Genomic DNA, 19,992 nt, shown 5'->3' with positions numbered 1-19,992 from the left:
TTCACTTTATGCGCTTGCTGATTCCTTTTTCACATCATCTTCAAGGACACGAACAAATTGCGCTTCGTTATATGGATAACCAGCTTTTGTGATTTTTACTTTCACTAGTTTACCGATTAATTCTTCTGATCCTTCAAATACAATTTTCAAGTAGTTATCTGTATAACCTACATATAGGCCTTCACGGTCGCCCTCTTTAAATTGTTCTTCTGGAATAATTTCAAGTACTTCTCCTTCAAACTGTGATGCATACTCTTTCGCTAATTGATTAGATAGTTCAATTAAACGGTGAACACGATCATTCTTCACATCTTCAGGAACTTGATCTTCCATACGCGCTGCAGGTGTTCCTGTACGTTTTGAGTACGGGAATACGTGCAACTCAGAGAAGCGATTCTCTTTAATGAAATTGTATGTTTCCATGAATTCTTCTTCTGTTTCACCTGGGAAACCAACGATTACGTCTGATGTAATCGCAAGACCTGGTAACGCTTCTTTCAAACGATCTAAGCGCTCTTGGAAAAATTCCATCGTATATTTACGACGCATACGCTTTAATACAGTATTAGATCCAGATTGCAACGGAATGTGTAAGTGACGTACAACTACTTCAGACTTATCTAACACTTCAATTACTTCATCTGAAATTTGACTCGCTTCAATAGAAGAAATACGAAGACGTTTTAATCCGTCTACTTCCGCTTCCATATCACGAAGTAATCCAGCTAAGTTATAATCTTTAATATCTTCACCGTATCCACCTGTATGAATACCTGTTAATACGATTTCCTTATAGCCTGCATCTACTAATTGCTGCGCTTGTTTAATAACTTCTTTCCCATCGCGAGAGCGCATTAAACCACGTGCCCAAGGAATAATACAGAATGTACAGAAGTTATTACAACCTTCTTGTATTTTTAAAGATGCACGTGTACGGTCCGTGAAGTAAGGTACATCAAGTTCTTCATATACACGTGTTTTCATAATGTTACGTACAGCATTAATTGGCTGACGCTCTTTACGGAATTCTTCGATGTATCCTAACATTTTTTCACGATCTTGTGTACCAACTACAATATCTACACCTGGAATCGCCATAATTTCCGCTGGAGATGTTTGTGCATAACATCCTGTTACACAAATAACCGCATCTGGGTTTTGACGAACAGCACGTCTAATAACTTGACGACTTTTCTTATCCCCCGTATTCGTTACTGTACATGTATTAATAACATATACATCAGCTTTTTTTTCATATTCAGTTCTTTCATATCCACCTTGTTTAAACAATTGCCAAATGGCTTCTGTTTCATAGTGGTTTACTTTACAACCTAACGTATGGAACGCAACAGTTGACATTGATCATCACCCCATCAATTCAAAATGATACGAAGCAGCACTTAACGCATATAACGGCGCCGTTTCTGTTCTTAAAATTCTTGGTCCTAAACTACATGGTACAAATTTATGTTCACGAAGCGCTGTAATCTCTTCCTCAGCCAAACCGCCTTCTGGGCCAAATACAATCAATAACTTTTGACCTGGTTTCATCATCGTTAAAGCTTTCGCAAAATTAGATTTCTCGCCTTGTTTCGCTTCCTCTTCGTAAGCAACAAGGCAAACATCATACCCACCACTCATTGACAGCAATTGTTTAAACGATGCTGGGGCGTGTACTTCTGGAATTTCACTTCTATGTGATTGTTCCGCAGCTTCTTTCACAATTTTTCTTAAACGTTCAACTTTTTTATCCGCTTTTTTCGCATCCCATTTTACGATAGAGCGAGATGCTTGAAATGGTAAGAATGCAGCTGCCCCAAGCTCAGTTCCTTTTTGAAAAATTAACTCTAGCTTGTCTCCTTTCGGCAGTCCACTTGCAATCGTCACGAAAACAGGAAGTTCACTTGACGCCTCTACCCATTCTACAATAGCCGTATGAATAAATTCACTGGTAATTTCATCAATTGAACATACGGCTGTTTTTCCGTTTACACAGCAATAAATGTGATCACCAGCTGACATACGCATCACTCTTGCGATATGATGTACGTCATCACCTACAATGCGAATACTTGTCTCATTTACATATTTCTCTTCTACAAAATAACGTTGCATATAATCACCTTAGTAGAGTTTCGTTCTTTTCGTAAGTCAATACTTACGAAAAGAACGAAACGTTATCATTTTTCATATAACAAACGGCAAGTCCCTCACCCTATAGTGAGAGACTCCCCCTTTTCATTATAGACTAAAATCTATATTACGCATTTCGTGCAATAATTGCTACCCAATCTTCCATTCGTAACACTTCTTCAATTGTAAATCCAGATTTTTCTAGCGCTTCAGAAATTACTTTTTCCTTCGCAGCAATAATGCCCGATGTAATAAATAATCCGCCTGACTTCACAACTCTCGCTGCATCTTCAGGGAATAAAAGAATAATTTCTGCTAATAAGTTAGCTACGATTAAATCAACAGGACCTTCAACACCTTCTAAAAGACTATTTTGTCCAACAGATACGATATCATCTGTTTTATTTAAACGTACATTCATTTCTGCACTTTCAACTGCAACCGGATCTAAATCATATGCTTGAACAGAAGACGCACCTAATTTTGCTGCTGCAATACTCAGTACACCAGAACCTGTTCCTACATCAATGATCGTATCACCTGGCTGTACTGTTTTTTCTAAAGCACGGATACACATCGTTGTTGTTGGATGAGTTCCCGTTCCAAATGCCATACCTGGATCTAATTCAATAATTTTTTCTTCCGGAGAAGATGGTGTATATTCTTCCCACGTCGGCACAATTGTGAATGTATCAGAAATTTGTACTGGATGGTAATATTTTTTCCAAGCTGTAGCCCAATCTTCTTCATTGACCTCGTTAACGGTAATATTTCCAGTACCAATTTCGATGCCGTAAGATGGAAGAGCATCAATAGATGACTTTACACTTGCAATTGTTTCATGTAAAGAATCCGTTTGTGGGAAATAGGCTTTTATTAACACACCTTCCGCCGGGTACTCATCTGGGTTCAATGCATAAATTTCACCATATTGTTGCTCGCGCTCTTTCGTCAATTCCGCTGGATCCTCAATCGCAACTCCACTAGCACCAGCTTCATGTAAAATATGAGAGACAGCTTCTACTGCTTCTTCTTTTGTATGAATACTAATTTCTGACCATTTCACAATTTACCAACTCCAATTTTTATTTCCATTATTCCCCTTTGAAAGCACGTTTAAGCTTTCCGAATAAACTATCATCCTGCTCTTCTTGTCCTGCAAATTCACGCAATAAATCTTTTTGCTGTGAAGTTAATTTCGTCGGTACAACAACACGCACGACTACATATTGATCTCCTTGACCGTATCCACGTACGTTCGGAGCACCCTTTCCTTTTAGGCGGAATTCTGTTCCTGTTTGTGTTCCTGCTGGAATTTTCAGCTTCACTTTACCATGAACAGTAGGAACTTCTACTTCATCACCAAGTGCCATTTGCGCAAATGTTAATGGCATTTCGCAAATAATGTGATCTCCTTCGCGCTCAAAGAATTCATGATTTCTTACATGAACAACAACATATAAATCTCCTGCTGGGCCGCCATTTACGCCCGCTTCACCTTTTCCAGATACGCGGATTTGTTGACCATTATCGATACCTGCTGGAATTTTAACATTGATTTTTTTACGTTTACGAACTTTACCAGAACCGTGGCATGTCGTACATTTTTCTTTAATGATTTGCCCAGTTCCTGAACAATGACCGCAAGCTTGACGGTTTACGATACGACCAAATGGTGTATTTTGTTCTACACTTACTTGCCCTGATCCTGAGCAATGTTTACATGTTTCTTTTGAAGTTCCTGGTTTTGCCCCGCTACCTTTACAAGTATCACATGGATCTTCTACTGGAATCTCAACATTTAACTCTTTACCAAAAATAGCTTCTTCAAAATCTAAAGTGACTTGATATTGTAAGTCAGCACCTTGGCGCGGAGCATTTGGATCACGACGTCTGCCGCCACCGCCGCCAAAGAATGAACTAAAGATATCTTCAAAACCGAAGCCACCGCCGAAGTCTCCTCCGCCGCCAAAGCCACCGAAGCCTTGATTAGCACCAGCATGACCAAATTGATCATATTGCGCACGCTTTTGATCGTCGCTTAATACTTCGTATGCTTCTTGTACTTCTTTAAACTTTTCAATTGCATTTTCTTCTTTACTTACGTCTGGATGGTATTTTTTAGCCAAACGACGATACGCTTTTTTTATTTCATCTTTTGAAGCACCCTTGCTAAGTCCAAGGACCTCATAATAATCTCGTTTACTCATAAATTTACAACCCCCGAATCTTTCACATAAACGTAATTTTAACACCGAAAGAAAGTGCTTTGCAACAAAGTTTCCTCACTTACAGTATGCAAAGTAAAAAACTTAAGACCCTCACACATTCCTTCTCATTCGTGAAAAAAGCCAAAGCCAAGGCACGCTTGACTTTGACTTTTTGTCATCTTACTTATTATGTTTAAAGTTGAATTACTTGTCTTCTTTTACTTCTTCAAACTCAGCGTCTACTACATTGTCTTTCTTCGCGCCAGCATCTTGTGCCCCTTGTGCACCTTCTGCTTGCCCTGCAGCTGCTTGAGCTTGCTCATATAGTTTAACAGTTAGTTGTTGTACGATTTCTTGTAAAGCGTCTTTTTTCGCACGGATTTCCTCAAGCTCGTTCTTCTCAATCGCAGCTTGTAATGCTTCTTTCGCTTCTGTTGCTTTTGCAACTTCAGCTGCATCTACTTTACCTTCTAAATCTTTTACAACTTTATCTGTTTGGAATACAAGTTGGTCAGCTTCGTTACGAAGTTCAACTTCTTCCTTACGTTTTTGGTCAGCGTCAGCGTTTGCTTCTGCTTCTTTTACCATACGATCTACTTCTTCATCAGAAAGACCTGAAGAAGATTGGATTGTAATAGCTTGTTCTTTGCTTGTTCCTAAATCTTTTGCACGTACGTTAACGATACCGTTCGCATCAATATCGAATGTTACTTCGATTTGTGGAATACCACGTGGTGCTGGTGGGATATCCGTTAATTGGAAACGTCCTAACGTTTTGTTGTCAGCTGACATTGGACGCTCACCTTGTAATACGTGAATGTCTACTGCTGGTTGGTTATCAGCAGCTGTTGAGAATACTTGTGATTTACTCGTTGGAATTGTAGTGTTACGCTCGATTAATTTCGTGAACACACCACCCATAGTTTCAATACCTAAAGAAAGTGGAGTTACATCTAATAATAGTACGCCTTCTACATCACCAGTAAGTACCCCACCTTGAACTGCAGCACCTAATGCTACAACTTCATCCGGGTTTACACCTTTATATGGTTCTTTACCAGTTTCACGTTTAATAGCTTCTTGTACAGCTGGGATACGAGTAGAACCACCTACAAGGATAACGCGATCTAATTCACTTGCAGATAGACCAGCATCTTTTAAAGCACGACGAGTTGGTTCTAATGTTCTTTCAACAAGGTTTGCTGAAAGCTCTTCGAATTTCGCTCTTGTTAATGTTAATTCTAAGTGTAATGGACCAGCAGCTCCAGCACTAATGAATGGCAATGAAATTTGTGTTTGTGTTACACCTGAAAGATCTTTTTTCGCTTTTTCAGCTGCATCTTTCAAACGTTGAAGTGCCATTTTATCTTGGCTTAAATCAATGTTATTTTCTTTTTTGAACTCAGCTACTAAGTGATCAATGATAACTTGGTCAAAGTCATCTCCACCAAGACGGTTGTCACCAGCAGTTGAAATAACTTCAAATGTTCCATCTGCTAACTCAAGGATAGATACGTCAAATGTACCGCCACCTAAGTCATATACTAAGATTTTTTGCTCTTCATCTTGTTTTTCTAAACCGTAAGCAAGCGCTGCTGCTGTTGGTTCGTTAATGATACGCTCAACTTCTAAACCAGCGATACGACCAGCATCTTTCGTTGCTTGACGCTCTGCATCGTTGAAGTATGCAGGTACTGTAATAACAGCTTTCGTTACTGTTTCACCTAAATATGCTTCAGCAGAAGCTTTTAAGTTTTGTAAAATGATTGCAGAAATTTCTTGAGGTGTATATTCTTTACCTTCGATTTCTACTTTGTAGTCTGTACCCATATGACGTTTAACAGACATGATTGTATTTGGGTTTGTAATTGCTTGACGCTTTGCTACTTCCCCAACTTGACGTTCTTCATTTTTGAAAGCTACAACAGAAGGTGTTGTACGGTTTCCTTCTGGATTTGGGATAACCTTTGGTTCTCCACCTTCCATAACAGCTACACAAGAGTTTGTTGTACCTAAGTCAATACCGATAATTTTACTCATGGCGAATCCTCCTACTTTTATGTAAATTATTGATTTACTTTTACCATCGATGGGCGAATTACACGGTCTTTTAATTTATAACCTTTTTGGAATTCTTCCACAACCGCATTTGATTCAAATTCGCTGTCTTCTACTTGCATAACAGCTTGGTGTTCATGAGGATCAAACTGTTTACCAACAGCTTCAATCGCTTCTACACCTTCTTTTGTCATCGCTTCTAACAATTGACGATATACCATTTCCATCCCTTGTAATAAGGACTTCATTTGCTCATCAGTTGCTTCCACTTGCATCGCTCTTTCAAAATTATCAAGAGCTGGCAAAATATCTGAAACAAGACTTTGTGCTCTATATTTTTCAGCAGCCTGTTTATCCATTTGAACACGACGCTTATAATTTTCAAAATCAGCTTGTAGACGTAGCATACGGCCTTCCGTTTCCGTCAGTTTCGCTTGCAATTCATCTACTTTTTCTTGTAAAAGAGCAGCCTCACTTTTTTCTTCAACAGTTTCTTCGCTGTCTTCAGATGTTACGGCTTCTTCAACTTGTGCTTCTTTTACTTCTTCTTTCACTTCTTCTACAACTTGTTCGTTACGCTCTTCCACAATTTTCACCTCCTTAAAAGGTATTAGGTATCATGCATAGCATGATTACCTAAGTATAGTTATATATTACACACAGTGATGTATTGCTTATCACTTGAGCGAATGTATTCTTCTTTATTCTTTATTTTTTTAGTCCATCTGTAATTTGCCTTGTAAATAACTGCAACAAACTAATTACACGAGAGTATTGCATTCTCGTTGGACCTAAAATTGCAATTGTTCCAAGTTGTTCTTCTCCAATCGAATATGTTGCAGAAATCAAACTACAATCTTCCATGGCTGTCGCAGAGTTTTCCCTACCAATTTTCACTTGAATACCAACTTGTTTATGACGCAAAATATCATAAAACTCAGCTTCGTTATCAATCATGGTAAGTAAAGATCTAACTTTTTGAATGTCATGAAACTCTGGTTGCGAAAGCATATTTGCCTTCCCTCCAAAGTATATCTTTTCCGATAACGGAACTTGAAATGTACCATCCAATATTTTTATTGCACTATCGTAATTATGAACATACCCACGCAATACCGTAACAATCTCCTTAAAGATTTTATTATGGAGTTCCGACATTGGTACGCCCGATAGCTTTTCATTTAAAATATTAACCATTTTTTCTAAATCTGATAAATCAACAGATTCCGGAACGGTAATCGTTTTGCTTTGTACATGCCCTGTATCCGTTACAATAATAGCGACTGCGGTTTGACGATCAAGCGGAACAATTTGTACGTTTTTAAGTTTATTTGTGCTTAACTTCGGTCCAAGAACAATGGCCGTATAATTTGTAAGCTCTGATAAAATTTGAGCTGATTGTTGTGCAATCTTTTCCGCTTCAAAAATTCTTTCGGCAAATAAATCTTTAATTTGTACAATTTCATCGTTCGGTAAATTTTGCGGCGCTAAAAGATGGTCTACATAAAATCGGTATCCTTTTTCAGAAGGAACACGTCCAGAAGAACTATGCGTTTTCTCAATAAATCCTAGTTCCTCTAAATCAGCCATTTCATTTCGTATAGTAGCTGAACTAAATGTAATTTCATCTTTTTTAGCCAACGTCCTTGACCCAACAGGTTGCGCTGATCCAATAAAGTCATCAATAATTGTTTGTAAAATTAAGAGCTGACGTTCCGTAAGCATCTCATCATCACCTCTGTTAGCACTCTTTGTCTTCGAGTGCTAAATCTATTAATAACTTACCAAAATTGACATTCAATTGTCAACGGAAACGTCACGAAATAATGAAACTTTTTCACGTTAATGGAACATTTAATTAGTCAATCAAAAATGATTGGAATACTTCATTCCCTAATAATTTTCCTTTTCGCGTTAAACGAACATATCCATCGCTCTCTTCAAGCAATCCTTGTTCTTGGTTGTTTTGTAACTGCTTCGCGAAAACTTGATCCATTTCCATATTAAATTTCTTTTGAAACGCTATTTTAGATACACCTTTTGTTTTTCGGAGTCCTAAGAACAACTCTTCTTCCATTTTTTCTTTCTCCGTCACCACGTGAACATCTAAATACGGAAATCCGGTTTCATCGATTTTATTGAAATATTGCTTGAGCGGCCCTACATTTTGGATACGTTCTCCATTTACATAACTATGCGCTCCAGCTCCAAATCCATAATACTCTTCATTATTCCAGTATGTGAGATTATGTCTACTTTCATTATTACCTTTTGAAAAATTACTAATTTCATACTGGGTATAGCCATGTTTCTCCATTTCATCCATTACCATTTCGTACATTTTCGCTTCATGGTCTTCACCTGGAAGTCTTAATTTCCCTTTATTCATTAAGTTATAAAATACTGTTTTCGGTTCCACAATTAATGAATATGCCGAGAAATGTTGTACACCAAGCGTAAAAGCAATGTCTAATGTTTCTTTTACATCTTCTATCGTCTGTCCTGGCAGAGCATAAATAATATCTACATTTATATTTTTAAAGCCTACTTCCTGCGCTTCTCTAATTGCTACAAACGCATCTTCTCTCGTATGCTTACGTCCAATTTTCTCAAGCAATTCATCTCGAAATGTTTGCACCCCAAAACTAATTCGGTTCACTCCACCTTCTAGCAATACATTTAATTTCTCTTTCGGCAAATCACCTGGATTCGCTTCAAATGTTAATTCACAATTCGGGGCAAACGGACGTAAACGACGATTTATAATATTTAATAATTTCTTTGTCTGTTCCATATTTAATGCTGTTGGAGTTCCCCCGCCAACAAAAATCGTTTTCATACTATCAAACGGTACCTTTTGAACTGTATTTATTATTTCTTTCTCTAAATACTCTAAATATTGATCGACCGGCTGGCGTTCAATAAACACTTTATTAAAATCACAATAGTGACAAATATGCTGACAAAACGGAATATGAATATATGCAGCTTGCACCAAAAATAACTCCTACCTTTCTAAAAAGAAAACCTCCGCGCTCGGGAGGCTTCTTTTACTTCTCTAACGTATTACGAATTTGTTCCATTCGCATTTTTCCCCAATCATACATCATTTCAACGATTGGTAAAAGCGACATGCCTAATTCCGTCATATAATATTCCACTCGCGGTGGAATTTCTGGGTATACTGTTCGATCAACAATCCCATCTTCCATTAACTCTTTTAATTGGTTTGATAAAACTTTATGAGAAATGCTCGGAAATAATCGCTGTAATTCACTAAAACGATGAGGCCCTTCCACACCAAGATGCCACAATATTACAACTTTCCACTTTCCACTAATAATAGAAAGCGTCAATTCCTTTTCACAATTAAAATTGCCATTTTGTATTTTTTCTTGAATATCTTTTCGAATATTTTCGGACATTAACAAACTCCTAACTTTATATGAACTAAAAAGCTCTCTCACTATTGTAAATGAGAGCTACTCAGATGTCTAAAAAGTAGTTATACGTAAAAAAGAAGCCGCATAAACGACTTCTTTTTTTCATTCCAACTATTAGTTGTCATCCATTTTCAGTACAGCCATGAATGCTTCTTGCGGTACTTCTACAGAACCAACAGACTTCATACGTTTTTTACCTTCTTTTTGCTTATCAAGAAGTTTACGCTTACGAGAAATGTCACCACCGTAACATTTCGCAAGTACGTTTTTACGCATCGCTTTAATTGTAGAACGCGCTACAACTTTGTTTCCGATCGTCGCTTGAATTGGCACTTCGAACTGCTGTCTTGGAATTAATTCTTTTAATTTTTCTACGATTACTTTACCACGGTCATACGCTGAATCACGGTGTACGATAAATGATAGAGCATCGACTTGCTCAGAATTTAAAAGAATATCCATTTTCACAAGTTTAGATGGCTTGTAACCAATTAACTCATAATCAAATGATGCATATCCTTTCGTATTTGATTTCAACTGATCGAAGAAGTCATATACGATTTCTGATAATGGGATTTCATATGTCAATGTAACACGCGTTTCATCTAAATATTGCATATCAATAAACGTTCCGCGTTTACCTTGGCAAATTTCCATTACAGCTCCAACATAGTCATTCGGAACCATAATTGCTGCTTTAACAAATGGCTCTTCAACACGATCAATTGTCTGTGGATCCGGCATATTAGACGGGTTATCGACAATCATGTCTTCACCATTCGTTAAGAATACTTTATAAATAACACTTGGCGCTGTTGTAATTAAATCAATTTTAAATTCACGTTCAATACGCTCTTGAATGATTTCCATATGAAGAAGCCCTAAGAATCCACAACGGAAACCAAATCCTAGCGCTTGAGATGTTTCTGGCTCAAACTCAAGAGCAGAATCGTTTAATTCTAATTTCTCTAGCGCATCACGTAAGTCGTTGTAACGTGCAGAATCAATCGGATATAAACCACAGAATACCATTGGGTTTAATTTACGATAACCTGCTAACGGCTCAGCTGCTGGACGTTTCGCGTGTGTAATCGTATCACCAACGCGTGTATCACCAACATTTTTAATCGATGCTGCTAAGAAACCTACATCACCTACTGTTAACTCGTCACGTTGCGTAGTTTTCGGTGTAAATACACCTACTTCTGTTACTTCAAATTCTTTACCAGTTGCCATCATACGTACTTTATCGCCAACTTTTACCGTTCCATTTACAACACGGATATAAGCAATTACACCGCGGTACGGATCATATAAAGAGTCAAAAATCATACATTGTAATGGCTCTTCAGAATCACCTGTTGGTGCTGGTACTTTTTCAACGATTTGTTCTAAAATCTCTTCGATACCAATCCCAGCTTTTGCCGAAGCAAGTACAGCTTCTGATGCATCTAACCCAATTACATCTTCTACCTCTTGGCGTACACGCTCTGGGTCTGCACTTGGTAAATCGATTTTATTAATAACCGGTAAAATTTCTAAATTGTTATCAAGCGCTAAGTATACGTTCGCTAACGTTTGCGCTTCAATACCTTGCGCTGCATCTACTACAAGAATCGCACCTTCACAAGCCGCTAAACTACGAGATACTTCGTACGTAAAGTCGACGTGTCCTGGTGTATCAATTAAGTGAAGAATATATTCTTCGCCGTCTTTTGCTTTATAGTTTAATTGTACTGCGTTTAATTTAATTGTAATACCACGCTCACGCTCTAAATCCATAGAGTCAAGCAACTGAGCTTTCATTTCACGTTGTGTTAACGCGTTTGTTTTCTCTAAAATACGGTCTGCTAACGTTGACTTTCCGTGGTCAATATGAGCAATGATAGAGAAATTACGAATTTTGGACTGTCTTTTTGCTCTTTCTTCTTTGTTCATCTATGTTCTCAACTCCTAATAGTCTCGCCAATATACACTAGCACTGATTATATCAATAGAGCAGCAAAGATTCAATGAAAACTCGTGCTGCTTACAATACAAATCATTCTATCTATATCTTATGCGAACAAACCATAAGAGACAAACCTTTTTCAAATTAAAAAACGGTCGTCTTACAAATCTGTAAAACAACCGTCCTCCGTTTGACTCTTAACTAAAAATCCCTTTTACTTTCCCGACAACTATATCTGTTCCAAACTTCGTTATTTCGTAGGCAACACTTGCTATCGCCATACCCATTCCTTCTACAACATTAAAACTTTTTAAGCTTTCTAATTGTTTTTGTTTTTCAGTAGCGGAAAACGAACTCTCCAAAATTTCTGATTCAGCGGCCTCACCTTTTGTTCCTGTCATATGAGCGATTTGTTCATACGACATTTGCTGATAACCTTTCATACTTTTCAACCCATGATTTGCAAGTGCCACCCCTGCTATTACCATAAGTAAGCATATAGCCACACTACATATACATAAAAGCGAAAAGCGGCTTACATGATTATCGTCACTTCCCATCAATGTGTATATGCTCCTGTATTATCTTGGTCAATTTGATGATGCAGCGCTGCATTTAAACCACTTGCTATTACATTTGCCATATCCTCTATGAAGGCATCCACTTCTTTCGGAGTCACCATTAAATTATGACCTAGAGGCGATAACACTTCATAAATTAATTTTCTCTTCTCTTCATCTTCCAGTGTACCTACAGCACCTAAAAACATATTTCGGCTCTTTTCATCCGGCATATCTTCTTCTGTTAATTTTTTCTTTTCTCCAAATGTAAAACCAGCCGGCAACAAAGATCGGGAAGGTTTATTTCCTTCTTTCATCTCCCGTCCAAAATGTTTCAAAATAAAATCAATTGTATCGCTTGTAATCGAAACGGCATCCACCACAGTCGGAACACCAATTGCGATAACAGGAATACCTAATGTTTCTTTACTGAGTTCCTTACGTTTATTCCCAACACCCGACCCTGGATGAATTCCTGTATCAGAAATTTGTATCGTACTATTTACCCTTTCAATAGAACGAGCAGCTAATGCATCAATTGCAATGACAAAGTCTGGCTTTGTCTTCTCAATGATTCCATAAATAACATCGCTCGTTTCAATTCCTGTAATCCCCATTACCCCCGGCCGAATTGCACTAACAGGCCTAAACCCTTCTTCTACACTTTCAGGCTGCAATTGAAACAAATGTCTCGTTACCAATACATTTTCTACAACTATCGGTCCAAGCGCATCCGGCGTTACATTCCAATTTCCAAGACCAACAATTAAACAACTCGCTTCTTTCGTAACGCCAACCTCTTCTAAGAAATAAGAAAATTCTTTTGCAAAAATACGCTCTACTTTTTGTTGCAGCTCCGTATCTTGTTGACGTATACCTTGTACTTCAAGCGTTAAATAATTTCCAGGTTTTTTACCCATCGAGTCAGAGGCAGCTTCATCAATTGTAACTTTTGTAATGGTAATACCTTCTTCTTCCCTCTCTTTTACAATAACGCCTTGTATCCCTTTTTGCTCTTCTTGACGCTCTTGCAGCATTTGATGCGCCTCTACAGCAAGATCCGTTCTAACACTATATTTACTTAAATCTAATGGTTCTTTCATCGTATCTCCTCCGTCATTCATAGTAAATATCGTTAGATTTCCCAAAGTTATATAAGGTCATTCTTTCCTTTACGTGAAATTTCATAGATATACTATTGCAATTCTCTTCACCGTTTGATAGAATATCACTTGTTCTATGTTAAGAATCGAGTCATTCGATTGCACCAGGGAGGTGAAAAGTATGGCAAACATCAAATCTGCTATCAAACGCGCTAAACTTAGCGAAGAGCGTCGTGCACATAACGCTTCTATCAAGTCTGACATGCGTTCTGCTGTTAAAACTGTAGAAGCTTTAGTTACTAATAACGATCTTGAAAATGCTAAAGAAGCTTTCAAAACTGCTTCTAAAAAACTTGACAAAGCAGCTCGTAAAGGTCTTATCCACCAAAACGCTGCAGCTCGTCAAAAATCTCGCTTAGCGAAACAAGTAAACGCGTAAGGCGTTTAAAAAACGATCCATTCGGATCGTTTTTTTATATACAAAAAAGTTCACGCTCTTAGCACGTGAACTTTTTTGTTTCATCACATATGATTTAACCGCATTAAGAAAAACTCGAGCACAAGTTTTTTATCCATTTTTCCCGTTTTCATACTATAATCAGCTTCCGCTAATTCCATTATCACTTTTTTTAATTCTTCAAAAGAGAAAAACTTCGTTTGATTCATCGCTAATTTTACACGATATGGATGCACACCAATATGAGACGCGATTTGATTTTGGCCGTAACCACGCTGCTGTAACTCTTTCACTTGATGCAGTAAACGGAATTGACTTACTAATAACGCAAGCAATTTAATAGGTTCCTCCTGCTGCGTAAATAATCCATCCAAAATTTGCATCGCACCCGCGATATCTTTTTTTACCACTTTTTCTGTCAAAGCAAACACATTTTGTTCAACTGATTTTGGCACAAGCTCTGCAACGAGTTTCGGTGTAATGTCTCCGCCCATACCGACATATAACGTTAACTTGTCCATTTCCTTCGCCAACATCGTTACATTACTTCCCACAAGCTCTAACAACAAACTAACAGCCGCATGATCAATATGCACATGCACTTCATCTGCCCGAGCAACAATCCACTTCTGAACATCTTGCACTTGCATTGCATTCGCTTCTACTACATCCGCTGTTTTCTTTAATAGTTTTGTAATTTTTTTTCGTTCATCCAGCTTTTCGTAAGGCGCAACAAAAACAAGAATAGAAAAGGGAGAAGGTTCCCCGATATATTCTTCTAAAATTTTTATATTTTGTTCTAACTTTTCTTTTTGTGAAGTTAAAAAGAGTGGTGATTTTATTAATAACACTTTACGTTCTCCGAAAAAAGGAAGTGTACGTGCATCCTCAACCACATCTTCTAAATATGCTTCTTCTAAATCATATGTAACAACATTAAACTCGCGATCTTCCTCTTCAAGCGCTTCTGTTGTAATAAGCTTTATCGTTTCATTTATAAAAAACGCTTCCGTTCCATACAGTAAATATAACGGAGCAAACTGCTTCTTTTTAATCTTTTTATGTATATCACTCATACTTTTTCCTACTCCCTAACTTGGCAATATATATTTATACTAATGCCCTAGCTTTTGTTTTACAAGTACAAAGGAACAGGCAATATAACCCGTCCCTTTATTTATATTAAACGCCACGCAATAAGCCCCGGGTTTCTTATTGGTGTGCGGTAATCACCTTCCCTTTATTATTCGCAATAAAAATTCGAGTATAAGTGCCAACTGTTAACATGCTTGGAAACAAAAATTCGCATTACTTCATGATCTAAAAGTAGTAAAAACGCTCTATTTCTCCTCACATGGAAATTGTAGATTTTTTTCTGACAATATTTTATACTAAAGTGGAATGTTGGGGAGGGATTCTAAATGAATGATTTTGAACAAAACGTTCAAAGTAAACGCAATGACGCTATTGATTCAGGGGTAGGATTTATCGTCTCATTTGGTTTTTTCGCAACACTTTTCATCATTGCAACTGTTATTAAATTTATCGGTTCTTAAAGACTGCTGCTTACTGGCAGTCTTTTTTATCTATTATGTGTTTCATCATATGTGATTTTGCTGCGAAAGGTTCCGTTTTCCCCTTTAAAAACATAGGAGATAGCCCCTTGCTTATCCGTACGCCATATTTCAATCCCCCTCTTCTCAAAACGCTCTATAACGTCCTTATGAGGGTGCCCATACCTATTACGCTCACCGGCAGAAATAACCGCTATATTAGGCTGTACGACGCTCAGAAAAGTTGTTGTAGATGACGTATTACTCCCATGATGAGCAACCTTTAAAACATCCGCTCGCAACTCTGGATACGTAGCTACTAAGAACTTCTCACCTTCTTCTTCTAAATCACCTGTAAACAACCACGTTAGTCCTCCTAATTTTGCCAACATTACAATTGAAGCGTTATTTTCACTGCTCTCCTTCCCTGTTGGCGCTAATACGAAAAATTCCGCTCCATTTATGCTCCAACTTTCTCCTTCTCTCACTTCTCTTATTTTCACTTCCTTTTCTAAAGCCTGTTTCTTTACTATTTTTTCTAATTCCGCATCTTGTTCCTTTCGGCCAAATACAACTTCTTTTACGGTTATATTTGATAATAACTGTTGCGCAGCACCTATATGATCCGCATCTCCATGCGTTATAATTAATTTATCGATCTTTTTAATACCTTCCTTTTGTAAATAAGGAATCAAAATATCATTTCCGACAGAAAATTCATGCTTTTTACGTTGCCATTCTTCCTTGTTTGGACGAATTGTTCCACCAGTATCAATAAGGTAAATCTCTTGATCATACGGGAGGCGAATTAATATTGCATCTCCCTGTCCAACATCGAGAAAGGTAACACTCCCACTTTCTCGAAAATACGGATATACATAATGGCATGTACTAATAAAAAGAAATACACCCGCAGATATAAACAGAATCCCCTTCGTCATTCGCCTTTCCCAAACCATCAATATACTAATAATACTCACGCAATATAGGGCTACAAGAAGTATAGGTGTTGGTCCGAAATTAAGACGGGTAAATGGTAAGTTTTCGCAATAACTTAAAAAATCATTAGAAAGATTCAAACCTATTGATAATACATTCCCAAGCCTTTTTGCAAGAAACGGAATGATCGGTATACATATCAAAATAACAATACTGCACGGCAATACAACGAGAGATAAAAACGGAACGTATAGGATATTTAAGAAAATACTATATGGAGAAAAATAACCGAAGTGATATAACAAAATCGGAGTACTAACGAGCTGTGAAATGAAAGAAATATAAATAGAATTTCGAATTACTCCATTACCACTCTCTAGTAAAAGCGGGGCAGATAAAAGTAAAGCAAAACTACCGACGAAAGAAAACTGAAAACCAATATTAAACACGAGATATGGATCAAATATAAGCATACATATAGCTGTTATACTTAAAGCATCTAAGCTAGATAAACGAATAGAACACATAAAAGCAATTAACATGAAAATTCCTGTTATAGAAGCTCTTATAACAGATGGTGACGCTCCTGCTAAAATCATATATAGCGGAATGCAGAAGATAAGACATACTGTTGCTACCTCCCTTGTCACACCGCTTCTTAGCAAAATAAAATACACGATTACCATTAACAATACGATATGCGATCCTGAAATCGCCAACAAATGCACGAGACCGAATTGTTGATATTGCTCTTCAACTTCAAATGTCATTTGTTGTCTATCACCAAATACTAATGCATTCATAAAAGCACCTGATTGTTCTGGAAACATTTCTGTAACTTCTGAGATTGCTTGTTGCCTCAAAAGAAGAATCCATTGCACGAGTGACAACGATGTTTTATGGCATTCAGAAATATATGTAGCGTCCAATATGAAATGAATATTTTGCTTATATAAATAATCACGATAATTAAACCCATGGAAATTCCGAGCTATTTGTGGTTCTTTCCTCTCACCTTCGAATACACATGATACTCCTGCATGTAATTGTCGCATCTGTTTCTTTTCCAAGGCTGATTTCATTTTGTAACTTAACTGCACTATATTTTTATTCTGATCTTCAATTTGAAACGAGAGGCGATCTCCATTAATAAGAGGTGTATTATGTATCATCCCTCTTGTAGCTTCGTAGGACTTTCCCAGAGGCTTGTTTTGCCCTTGAACATACGTGGTGTACATAGCGCCACTTAAACACGCTATCATACAATAAAAGAAGGTTTTACGCGAAGTACGATACAAACAAAAGAAAACATTTAGAACGAGACAACAAATTAGCCATACAACTGAAGAGGAGAAGGCAATTGCAATCCCAATTATAAATGAGATTGCAACATAGCCCCATTGTCCTTGCAACTCATACTCACTCCTTATAGCATCATTTTTGCTTTCGTGAATACATGCTGTAATTCTTCCATTGATAAGTTCTCTTTTTCTAAAGATGCAAATAGTTCTTTTAACTCCATATGACGCTTTTGATCCTCTAATGCTGCAATATCGTATTCTAGCGGAACGTGTTTCACTGTTACATTCGCTTTTTCAAATAACTCTACGGCATACGGATGATTTTTATAATCCTGTGCATAATAAACTGCTGTAATACCACTTTGAATAATCGCCTTACAACATTGTAAACAAGGAAAATGCGTAACATAAATTTCCGCTTCCTCCGTTTTCACGCCAAATTTTGCACACTGTAATAAAGCATTCATTTCTGCATGAATTGTACGAACACAATGATTATCAATAACGTAGCATCCATCATCTATACAATGTACGCCACCTTTAATTGAACCATTATATCCACCAGCAATAATTCGTTTATCACGAACAATTGTCGCTCCTACTGCAAGCCTTGTACATGTACTACGTAAAGATAACAAATGGCTTTGCGTCATAAAATATTGATCCCATGAAATTCGTTCCATATTCTTCACCTACTTTTTTGTCTACTTGTAGTGTAGCGAATGAAGAAAAACTTCGTCAATCTTTTACGGAATAATAATTTGATCTTTTATTTTCTCCAAAGACTTCACACCAATCCCATCAATCTCTAACAAATCTTCTATTTTTTGAAACGGACCATGTTCCTCTCGATATTTCAAAATACTTTCTGCTTTCCGAGAACCAATACCTGTAATTTTTTCAAGTTGTTCTTTAGAAGCTGCATTTATTTGAACTTTTCCCTCTCCCTTTGAAACAGCCGCTACCTCTTGCACTTGTTCGTTTTTATTCGGTACATAAAGAAGCATTTGGTCTTGTACCATTTGCGCTAAATTTACCTTCATCCTATCTGCCTCAGGCAAAAAACCACCTGCTTTTTCAACGGCATCCTTGACCCGGTCCCCTTCTTTCATTTCATACACCCCCTCTTTAACAACAGCCCCTTTCATATCAATTACAATTATTTTTTTCTGCTGCTTTGTATCCGATATTTTCGGTTTACTTTTCTTCTCTATATCTTTCGCTTGAGCATCCGTTGCAATAGCTGATCGCTCTGTATGCTCGTTCGTTTTCCAGAAAAGAAGAAAAAGCACAGTTCCAATAATAGCTGCTAATCCTAACCATTTCTTTGGAAAATCCCACATCATTTTTCACCTCTAATCATAAATTTATAACATCATTCATATTGTTTAGGAGAAAGCTGTTACGAAGGAGGGATGAAACATTGAACATAGGAATTATAGGGACAGGAAACATGGGGAATATACTAATCGATGCATTTTTAGAAACCCGTGCTACCAAACCTTCGTGCCTTACGATCATTAATCGAACGCCCGCCAAAGCATATCATATAAAGGAAAAATACCCTTCTGTTCATATAGCCAAAACTATTGATGAGGTAATCGAACGATCGCATCTTATTTTTATTTGTGTAAAGCCGATAGATATATACCCAATCTTACAAAAATACGCCGAACATTTTTCTGATGAAAAGTGCTTAGTTTCTATCACAAGTCCAATATCTCCATCACAATTAGAGACACTTGTACCTTGCCATGTTGCTCGTATTATTCCGAGCATTACAAACCGCGCCCTGTCCGGCGCATCACTATTTACATTTGGAAGTAACTGCTCTGAAGAATGGCAACAAAAACTATTTCGCTTATTCAAAAACATTTCTACTCCCCTTGTAATAGAAGAAGATATAACGCGCGTTTCATCTGATATAGCAAGCTGCGGCCCTGCATTCTTTAGTTATTTATTACAATGTTTCATTAATGCTGCTGTAGATAAAACAAATATTACACATGAAGAAGCCACTACTTTAGTAAGTGAAATGGTCGTTGGAATGGGGAAACTACTCGAAAAAGGAATTTTCACATTGCCTACTTTACAAGAAAAAGTATGTGTGAAAGGCGGCGTTACAGGAGAAGGTATTCGGGTTTTAGAAGAACATGTTGGAGATATGTTTCATAAATTAATCGAGCGGACACACGAGAAATTTGATGAAGATTTAAAATGCATTGATCAGCAATTCAATAAACACACATAATAAATACGTCATCGTCATTCCAAATCCTTTTTA

Annotated in this window: 19 protein-coding genes; 3 read left to right on the top strand and 16 right to left on the bottom strand. The window is 37.3% G+C overall.

Annotated elements, in window-relative coordinates; translation table 11 throughout:
• Positions 1-6 precede the first annotated feature (6 nt).
• The 12 genes from mtaB to gpr form a co-directional block, all read right to left on the bottom strand.
• A complete protein-coding gene (gene mtaB / locus QCI73_RS06030) occupies positions 7-1,359 on the bottom strand; it encodes a tRNA (N(6)-L-threonylcarbamoyladenosine(37)-C(2))-methylthiotransferase MtaB (RefSeq protein WP_000108677.1) in 1,353 nt (450 codons plus the stop codon).
• A 6-nt stretch (positions 1,360-1,365) separates the two neighbouring features.
• Positions 1,366-2,115 (bottom strand): 16S rRNA (uracil(1498)-N(3))-methyltransferase, encoded by a 750-nt coding sequence (locus QCI73_RS06025; RefSeq protein ID WP_327922486.1) that lies wholly within the window; start codon positions 2,113-2,115, stop codon positions 1,366-1,368.
• Positions 2,116-2,260: 145 nt separating this feature from the next.
• On the bottom strand, positions 2,261-3,199 hold the full coding sequence (gene prmA, locus QCI73_RS06020) for a 50S ribosomal protein L11 methyltransferase (protein ID WP_353822645.1): 939 nt from the start codon (positions 3,197-3,199) through the stop codon (positions 2,261-2,263).
• Between the two features lie 28 nt (positions 3,200-3,227).
• Positions 3,228-4,343: a chaperone protein DnaJ gene (gene dnaJ, locus QCI73_RS06015; protein WP_000043935.1), complete on the bottom strand. Its 1,116-nt coding sequence runs from the start codon at positions 4,341-4,343 to the stop codon at positions 3,228-3,230.
• Positions 4,344-4,547: 204 nt separating this feature from the next.
• Complete coding sequence (gene dnaK, locus QCI73_RS06010) at positions 4,548-6,383, bottom strand: chaperone protein DnaK (protein ID WP_000034690.1); 1,836 nt, start codon at positions 6,381-6,383, stop codon at positions 4,548-4,550.
• Between the two features lie 26 nt (positions 6,384-6,409).
• Entirely contained in the window at positions 6,410-6,988 is a 579-nt protein-coding gene (grpE, locus tag QCI73_RS06005) for a nucleotide exchange factor GrpE (protein WP_000392720.1), read from the bottom strand.
• A gap of 121 nt (positions 6,989-7,109) precedes the next feature.
• Positions 7,110-8,126, bottom strand: a complete 1,017-nt coding sequence (gene hrcA / locus QCI73_RS06000) for a heat-inducible transcriptional repressor HrcA (protein ID WP_000954950.1) — start codon at positions 8,124-8,126, stop codon at positions 7,110-7,112.
• 133 nt (positions 8,127-8,259) lie between these two features.
• Positions 8,260-9,399 carry a radical SAM family heme chaperone HemW gene (gene hemW / locus QCI73_RS05995; RefSeq protein ID WP_025991619.1) on the bottom strand — a complete coding sequence of 380 codons (1,140 nt, stop codon included), beginning with the start codon at positions 9,397-9,399 and terminating at the stop codon, positions 8,260-8,262.
• Between the two features lie 52 nt (positions 9,400-9,451).
• A complete protein-coding gene (locus QCI73_RS05990; RefSeq protein ID WP_001293546.1) occupies positions 9,452-9,826 on the bottom strand; it encodes a winged helix-turn-helix transcriptional regulator in 375 nt (124 codons plus the stop codon).
• Positions 9,827-9,958: 132 nt separating this feature from the next.
• On the bottom strand, positions 9,959-11,782 hold the full coding sequence (lepA, locus tag QCI73_RS05985; RefSeq protein ID WP_001030953.1) for an elongation factor 4: 1,824 nt from the start codon (positions 11,780-11,782) through the stop codon (positions 9,959-9,961).
• A gap of 210 nt (positions 11,783-11,992) precedes the next feature.
• A complete protein-coding gene (locus tag QCI73_RS05980; protein WP_353824091.1) occupies positions 11,993-12,355 on the bottom strand; it encodes a YqxA family protein in 363 nt (120 codons plus the stop codon).
• On the bottom strand, positions 12,355-13,458 hold the full coding sequence (gpr, locus tag QCI73_RS05975) for a GPR endopeptidase (protein ID WP_000662632.1): 1,104 nt from the start codon (positions 13,456-13,458) through the stop codon (positions 12,355-12,357). Before gpr ends, QCI73_RS05980 begins: the two co-directional genes overlap by 1 nt.
• A gap of 181 nt (positions 13,459-13,639) precedes the next feature.
• On the opposite strand from gpr, the gene rpsT reads away from it, so the two are divergent.
• Entirely contained in the window at positions 13,640-13,897 is a 258-nt protein-coding gene (rpsT, locus tag QCI73_RS05970) for a 30S ribosomal protein S20 (protein ID WP_001274011.1), read from the top strand.
• An 83-nt stretch (positions 13,898-13,980) separates the two neighbouring features.
• On the opposite strand, the gene holA is transcribed toward rpsT, so the two are convergent.
• A complete protein-coding gene (gene holA / locus QCI73_RS05965) occupies positions 13,981-14,991 on the bottom strand; it encodes a DNA polymerase III subunit delta (protein WP_001279918.1) in 1,011 nt (336 codons plus the stop codon).
• A gap of 345 nt (positions 14,992-15,336) precedes the next feature.
• Between holA and QCI73_RS05960 the strand changes: the two genes are divergently transcribed.
• Positions 15,337-15,471: a YqzM family protein gene (locus QCI73_RS05960; protein WP_000997609.1), complete on the top strand. Its 135-nt coding sequence runs from the start codon at positions 15,337-15,339 to the stop codon at positions 15,469-15,471.
• 26 nt (positions 15,472-15,497) lie between these two features.
• On the opposite strand, the gene QCI73_RS05955 is transcribed toward QCI73_RS05960, so the two are convergent.
• The 3 genes from QCI73_RS05955 to QCI73_RS05945 form a co-directional block, all read right to left on the bottom strand.
• Positions 15,498-17,819: a DNA internalization-related competence protein ComEC/Rec2 gene (locus QCI73_RS05955; protein WP_353822644.1), complete on the bottom strand. Its 2,322-nt coding sequence runs from the start codon at positions 17,817-17,819 to the stop codon at positions 15,498-15,500.
• Positions 17,820-17,833: 14 nt separating this feature from the next.
• Positions 17,834-18,391, bottom strand: a complete 558-nt coding sequence (locus QCI73_RS05950; protein ID WP_000439783.1) for a ComE operon protein 2 — start codon at positions 18,389-18,391, stop codon at positions 17,834-17,836.
• A 63-nt stretch (positions 18,392-18,454) separates the two neighbouring features.
• Positions 18,455-19,054, bottom strand: a complete 600-nt coding sequence (locus QCI73_RS05945; RefSeq protein WP_353822643.1) for a helix-hairpin-helix domain-containing protein — start codon at positions 19,052-19,054, stop codon at positions 18,455-18,457.
• Between the two features lie 77 nt (positions 19,055-19,131).
• Between QCI73_RS05945 and comER the strand changes: the two genes are divergently transcribed.
• Complete coding sequence (gene comER, locus QCI73_RS05940) at positions 19,132-19,959, top strand: late competence protein ComER (RefSeq protein WP_353822642.1); 828 nt, start codon at positions 19,132-19,134, stop codon at positions 19,957-19,959.
• The last annotated feature ends 33 nt before the right edge of the window (positions 19,960-19,992 follow it).

It is taken from the genome of Bacillus cereus group sp. MG16 (genome assembly GCF_040459875.1).
Taxonomy (GTDB): domain Bacteria; phylum Bacillota; class Bacilli; order Bacillales; family Bacillaceae_G; genus Bacillus_A; species Bacillus_A paranthracis.
Note: the sequence above shows the minus strand (reverse complement) of the source record. Positions and strands in the feature narration are given on the sequence as shown.

Bases quoted from the DNA above. Each gene is read 5' to 3' on its own strand.
- QCI73_RS05990 (WP_001293546.1), bottom strand. From the start codon at position 9,826: ATGTCCGAAAATATTCGAAAAGATATTCAAGAAAAAATACAAAATGGC.
- mtaB (WP_000108677.1), bottom strand. From the start codon at position 1,359: ATGTCAACTGTTGCGTTCCATACGTTAGGTTGTAAAGTAAACCACTAT.
- QCI73_RS05980 (WP_353824091.1), bottom strand. From the start codon at position 12,355: ATGGGAAGTGACGATAATCATGTAAGCCGCTTTTCGCTTTTATGTATA.
- dnaK (WP_000034690.1), bottom strand. From the start codon at position 6,383: ATGAGTAAAATTATCGGTATTGACTTAGGTACAACAAACTCTTGTGTA.
- QCI73_RS05960 (WP_000997609.1), top strand. From the start codon at position 15,337: ATGAATGATTTTGAACAAAACGTTCAAAGTAAACGCAATGACGCTATT.
- hrcA (WP_000954950.1), bottom strand. From the start codon at position 8,126: ATGCTTACGGAACGTCAGCTCTTAATTTTACAAACAATTATTGATGAC.
- gpr (WP_000662632.1), bottom strand. From the start codon at position 13,458: ATGAAAGAACCATTAGATTTAAGTAAATATAGTGTTAGAACGGATCTT.
- rpsT (WP_001274011.1), top strand. From the start codon at position 13,640: ATGGCAAACATCAAATCTGCTATCAAACGCGCTAAACTTAGCGAAGAG.
- QCI73_RS05950 (WP_000439783.1), bottom strand. From the start codon at position 18,391: ATGGAACGAATTTCATGGGATCAATATTTTATGACGCAAAGCCATTTG.
- QCI73_RS06025 (WP_327922486.1), bottom strand. From the start codon at position 2,115: ATGCAACGTTATTTTGTAGAAGAGAAATATGTAAATGAGACAAGTATT.
- QCI73_RS05945 (WP_353822643.1), bottom strand. From the start codon at position 19,054: ATGATGTGGGATTTTCCAAAGAAATGGTTAGGATTAGCAGCTATTATT.
- holA (WP_001279918.1), bottom strand. From the start codon at position 14,991: ATGAGTGATATACATAAAAAGATTAAAAAGAAGCAGTTTGCTCCGTTA.
- dnaJ (WP_000043935.1), bottom strand. From the start codon at position 4,343: ATGAGTAAACGAGATTATTATGAGGTCCTTGGACTTAGCAAGGGTGCT.
- lepA (WP_001030953.1), bottom strand. From the start codon at position 11,782: ATGAACAAAGAAGAAAGAGCAAAAAGACAGTCCAAAATTCGTAATTTC.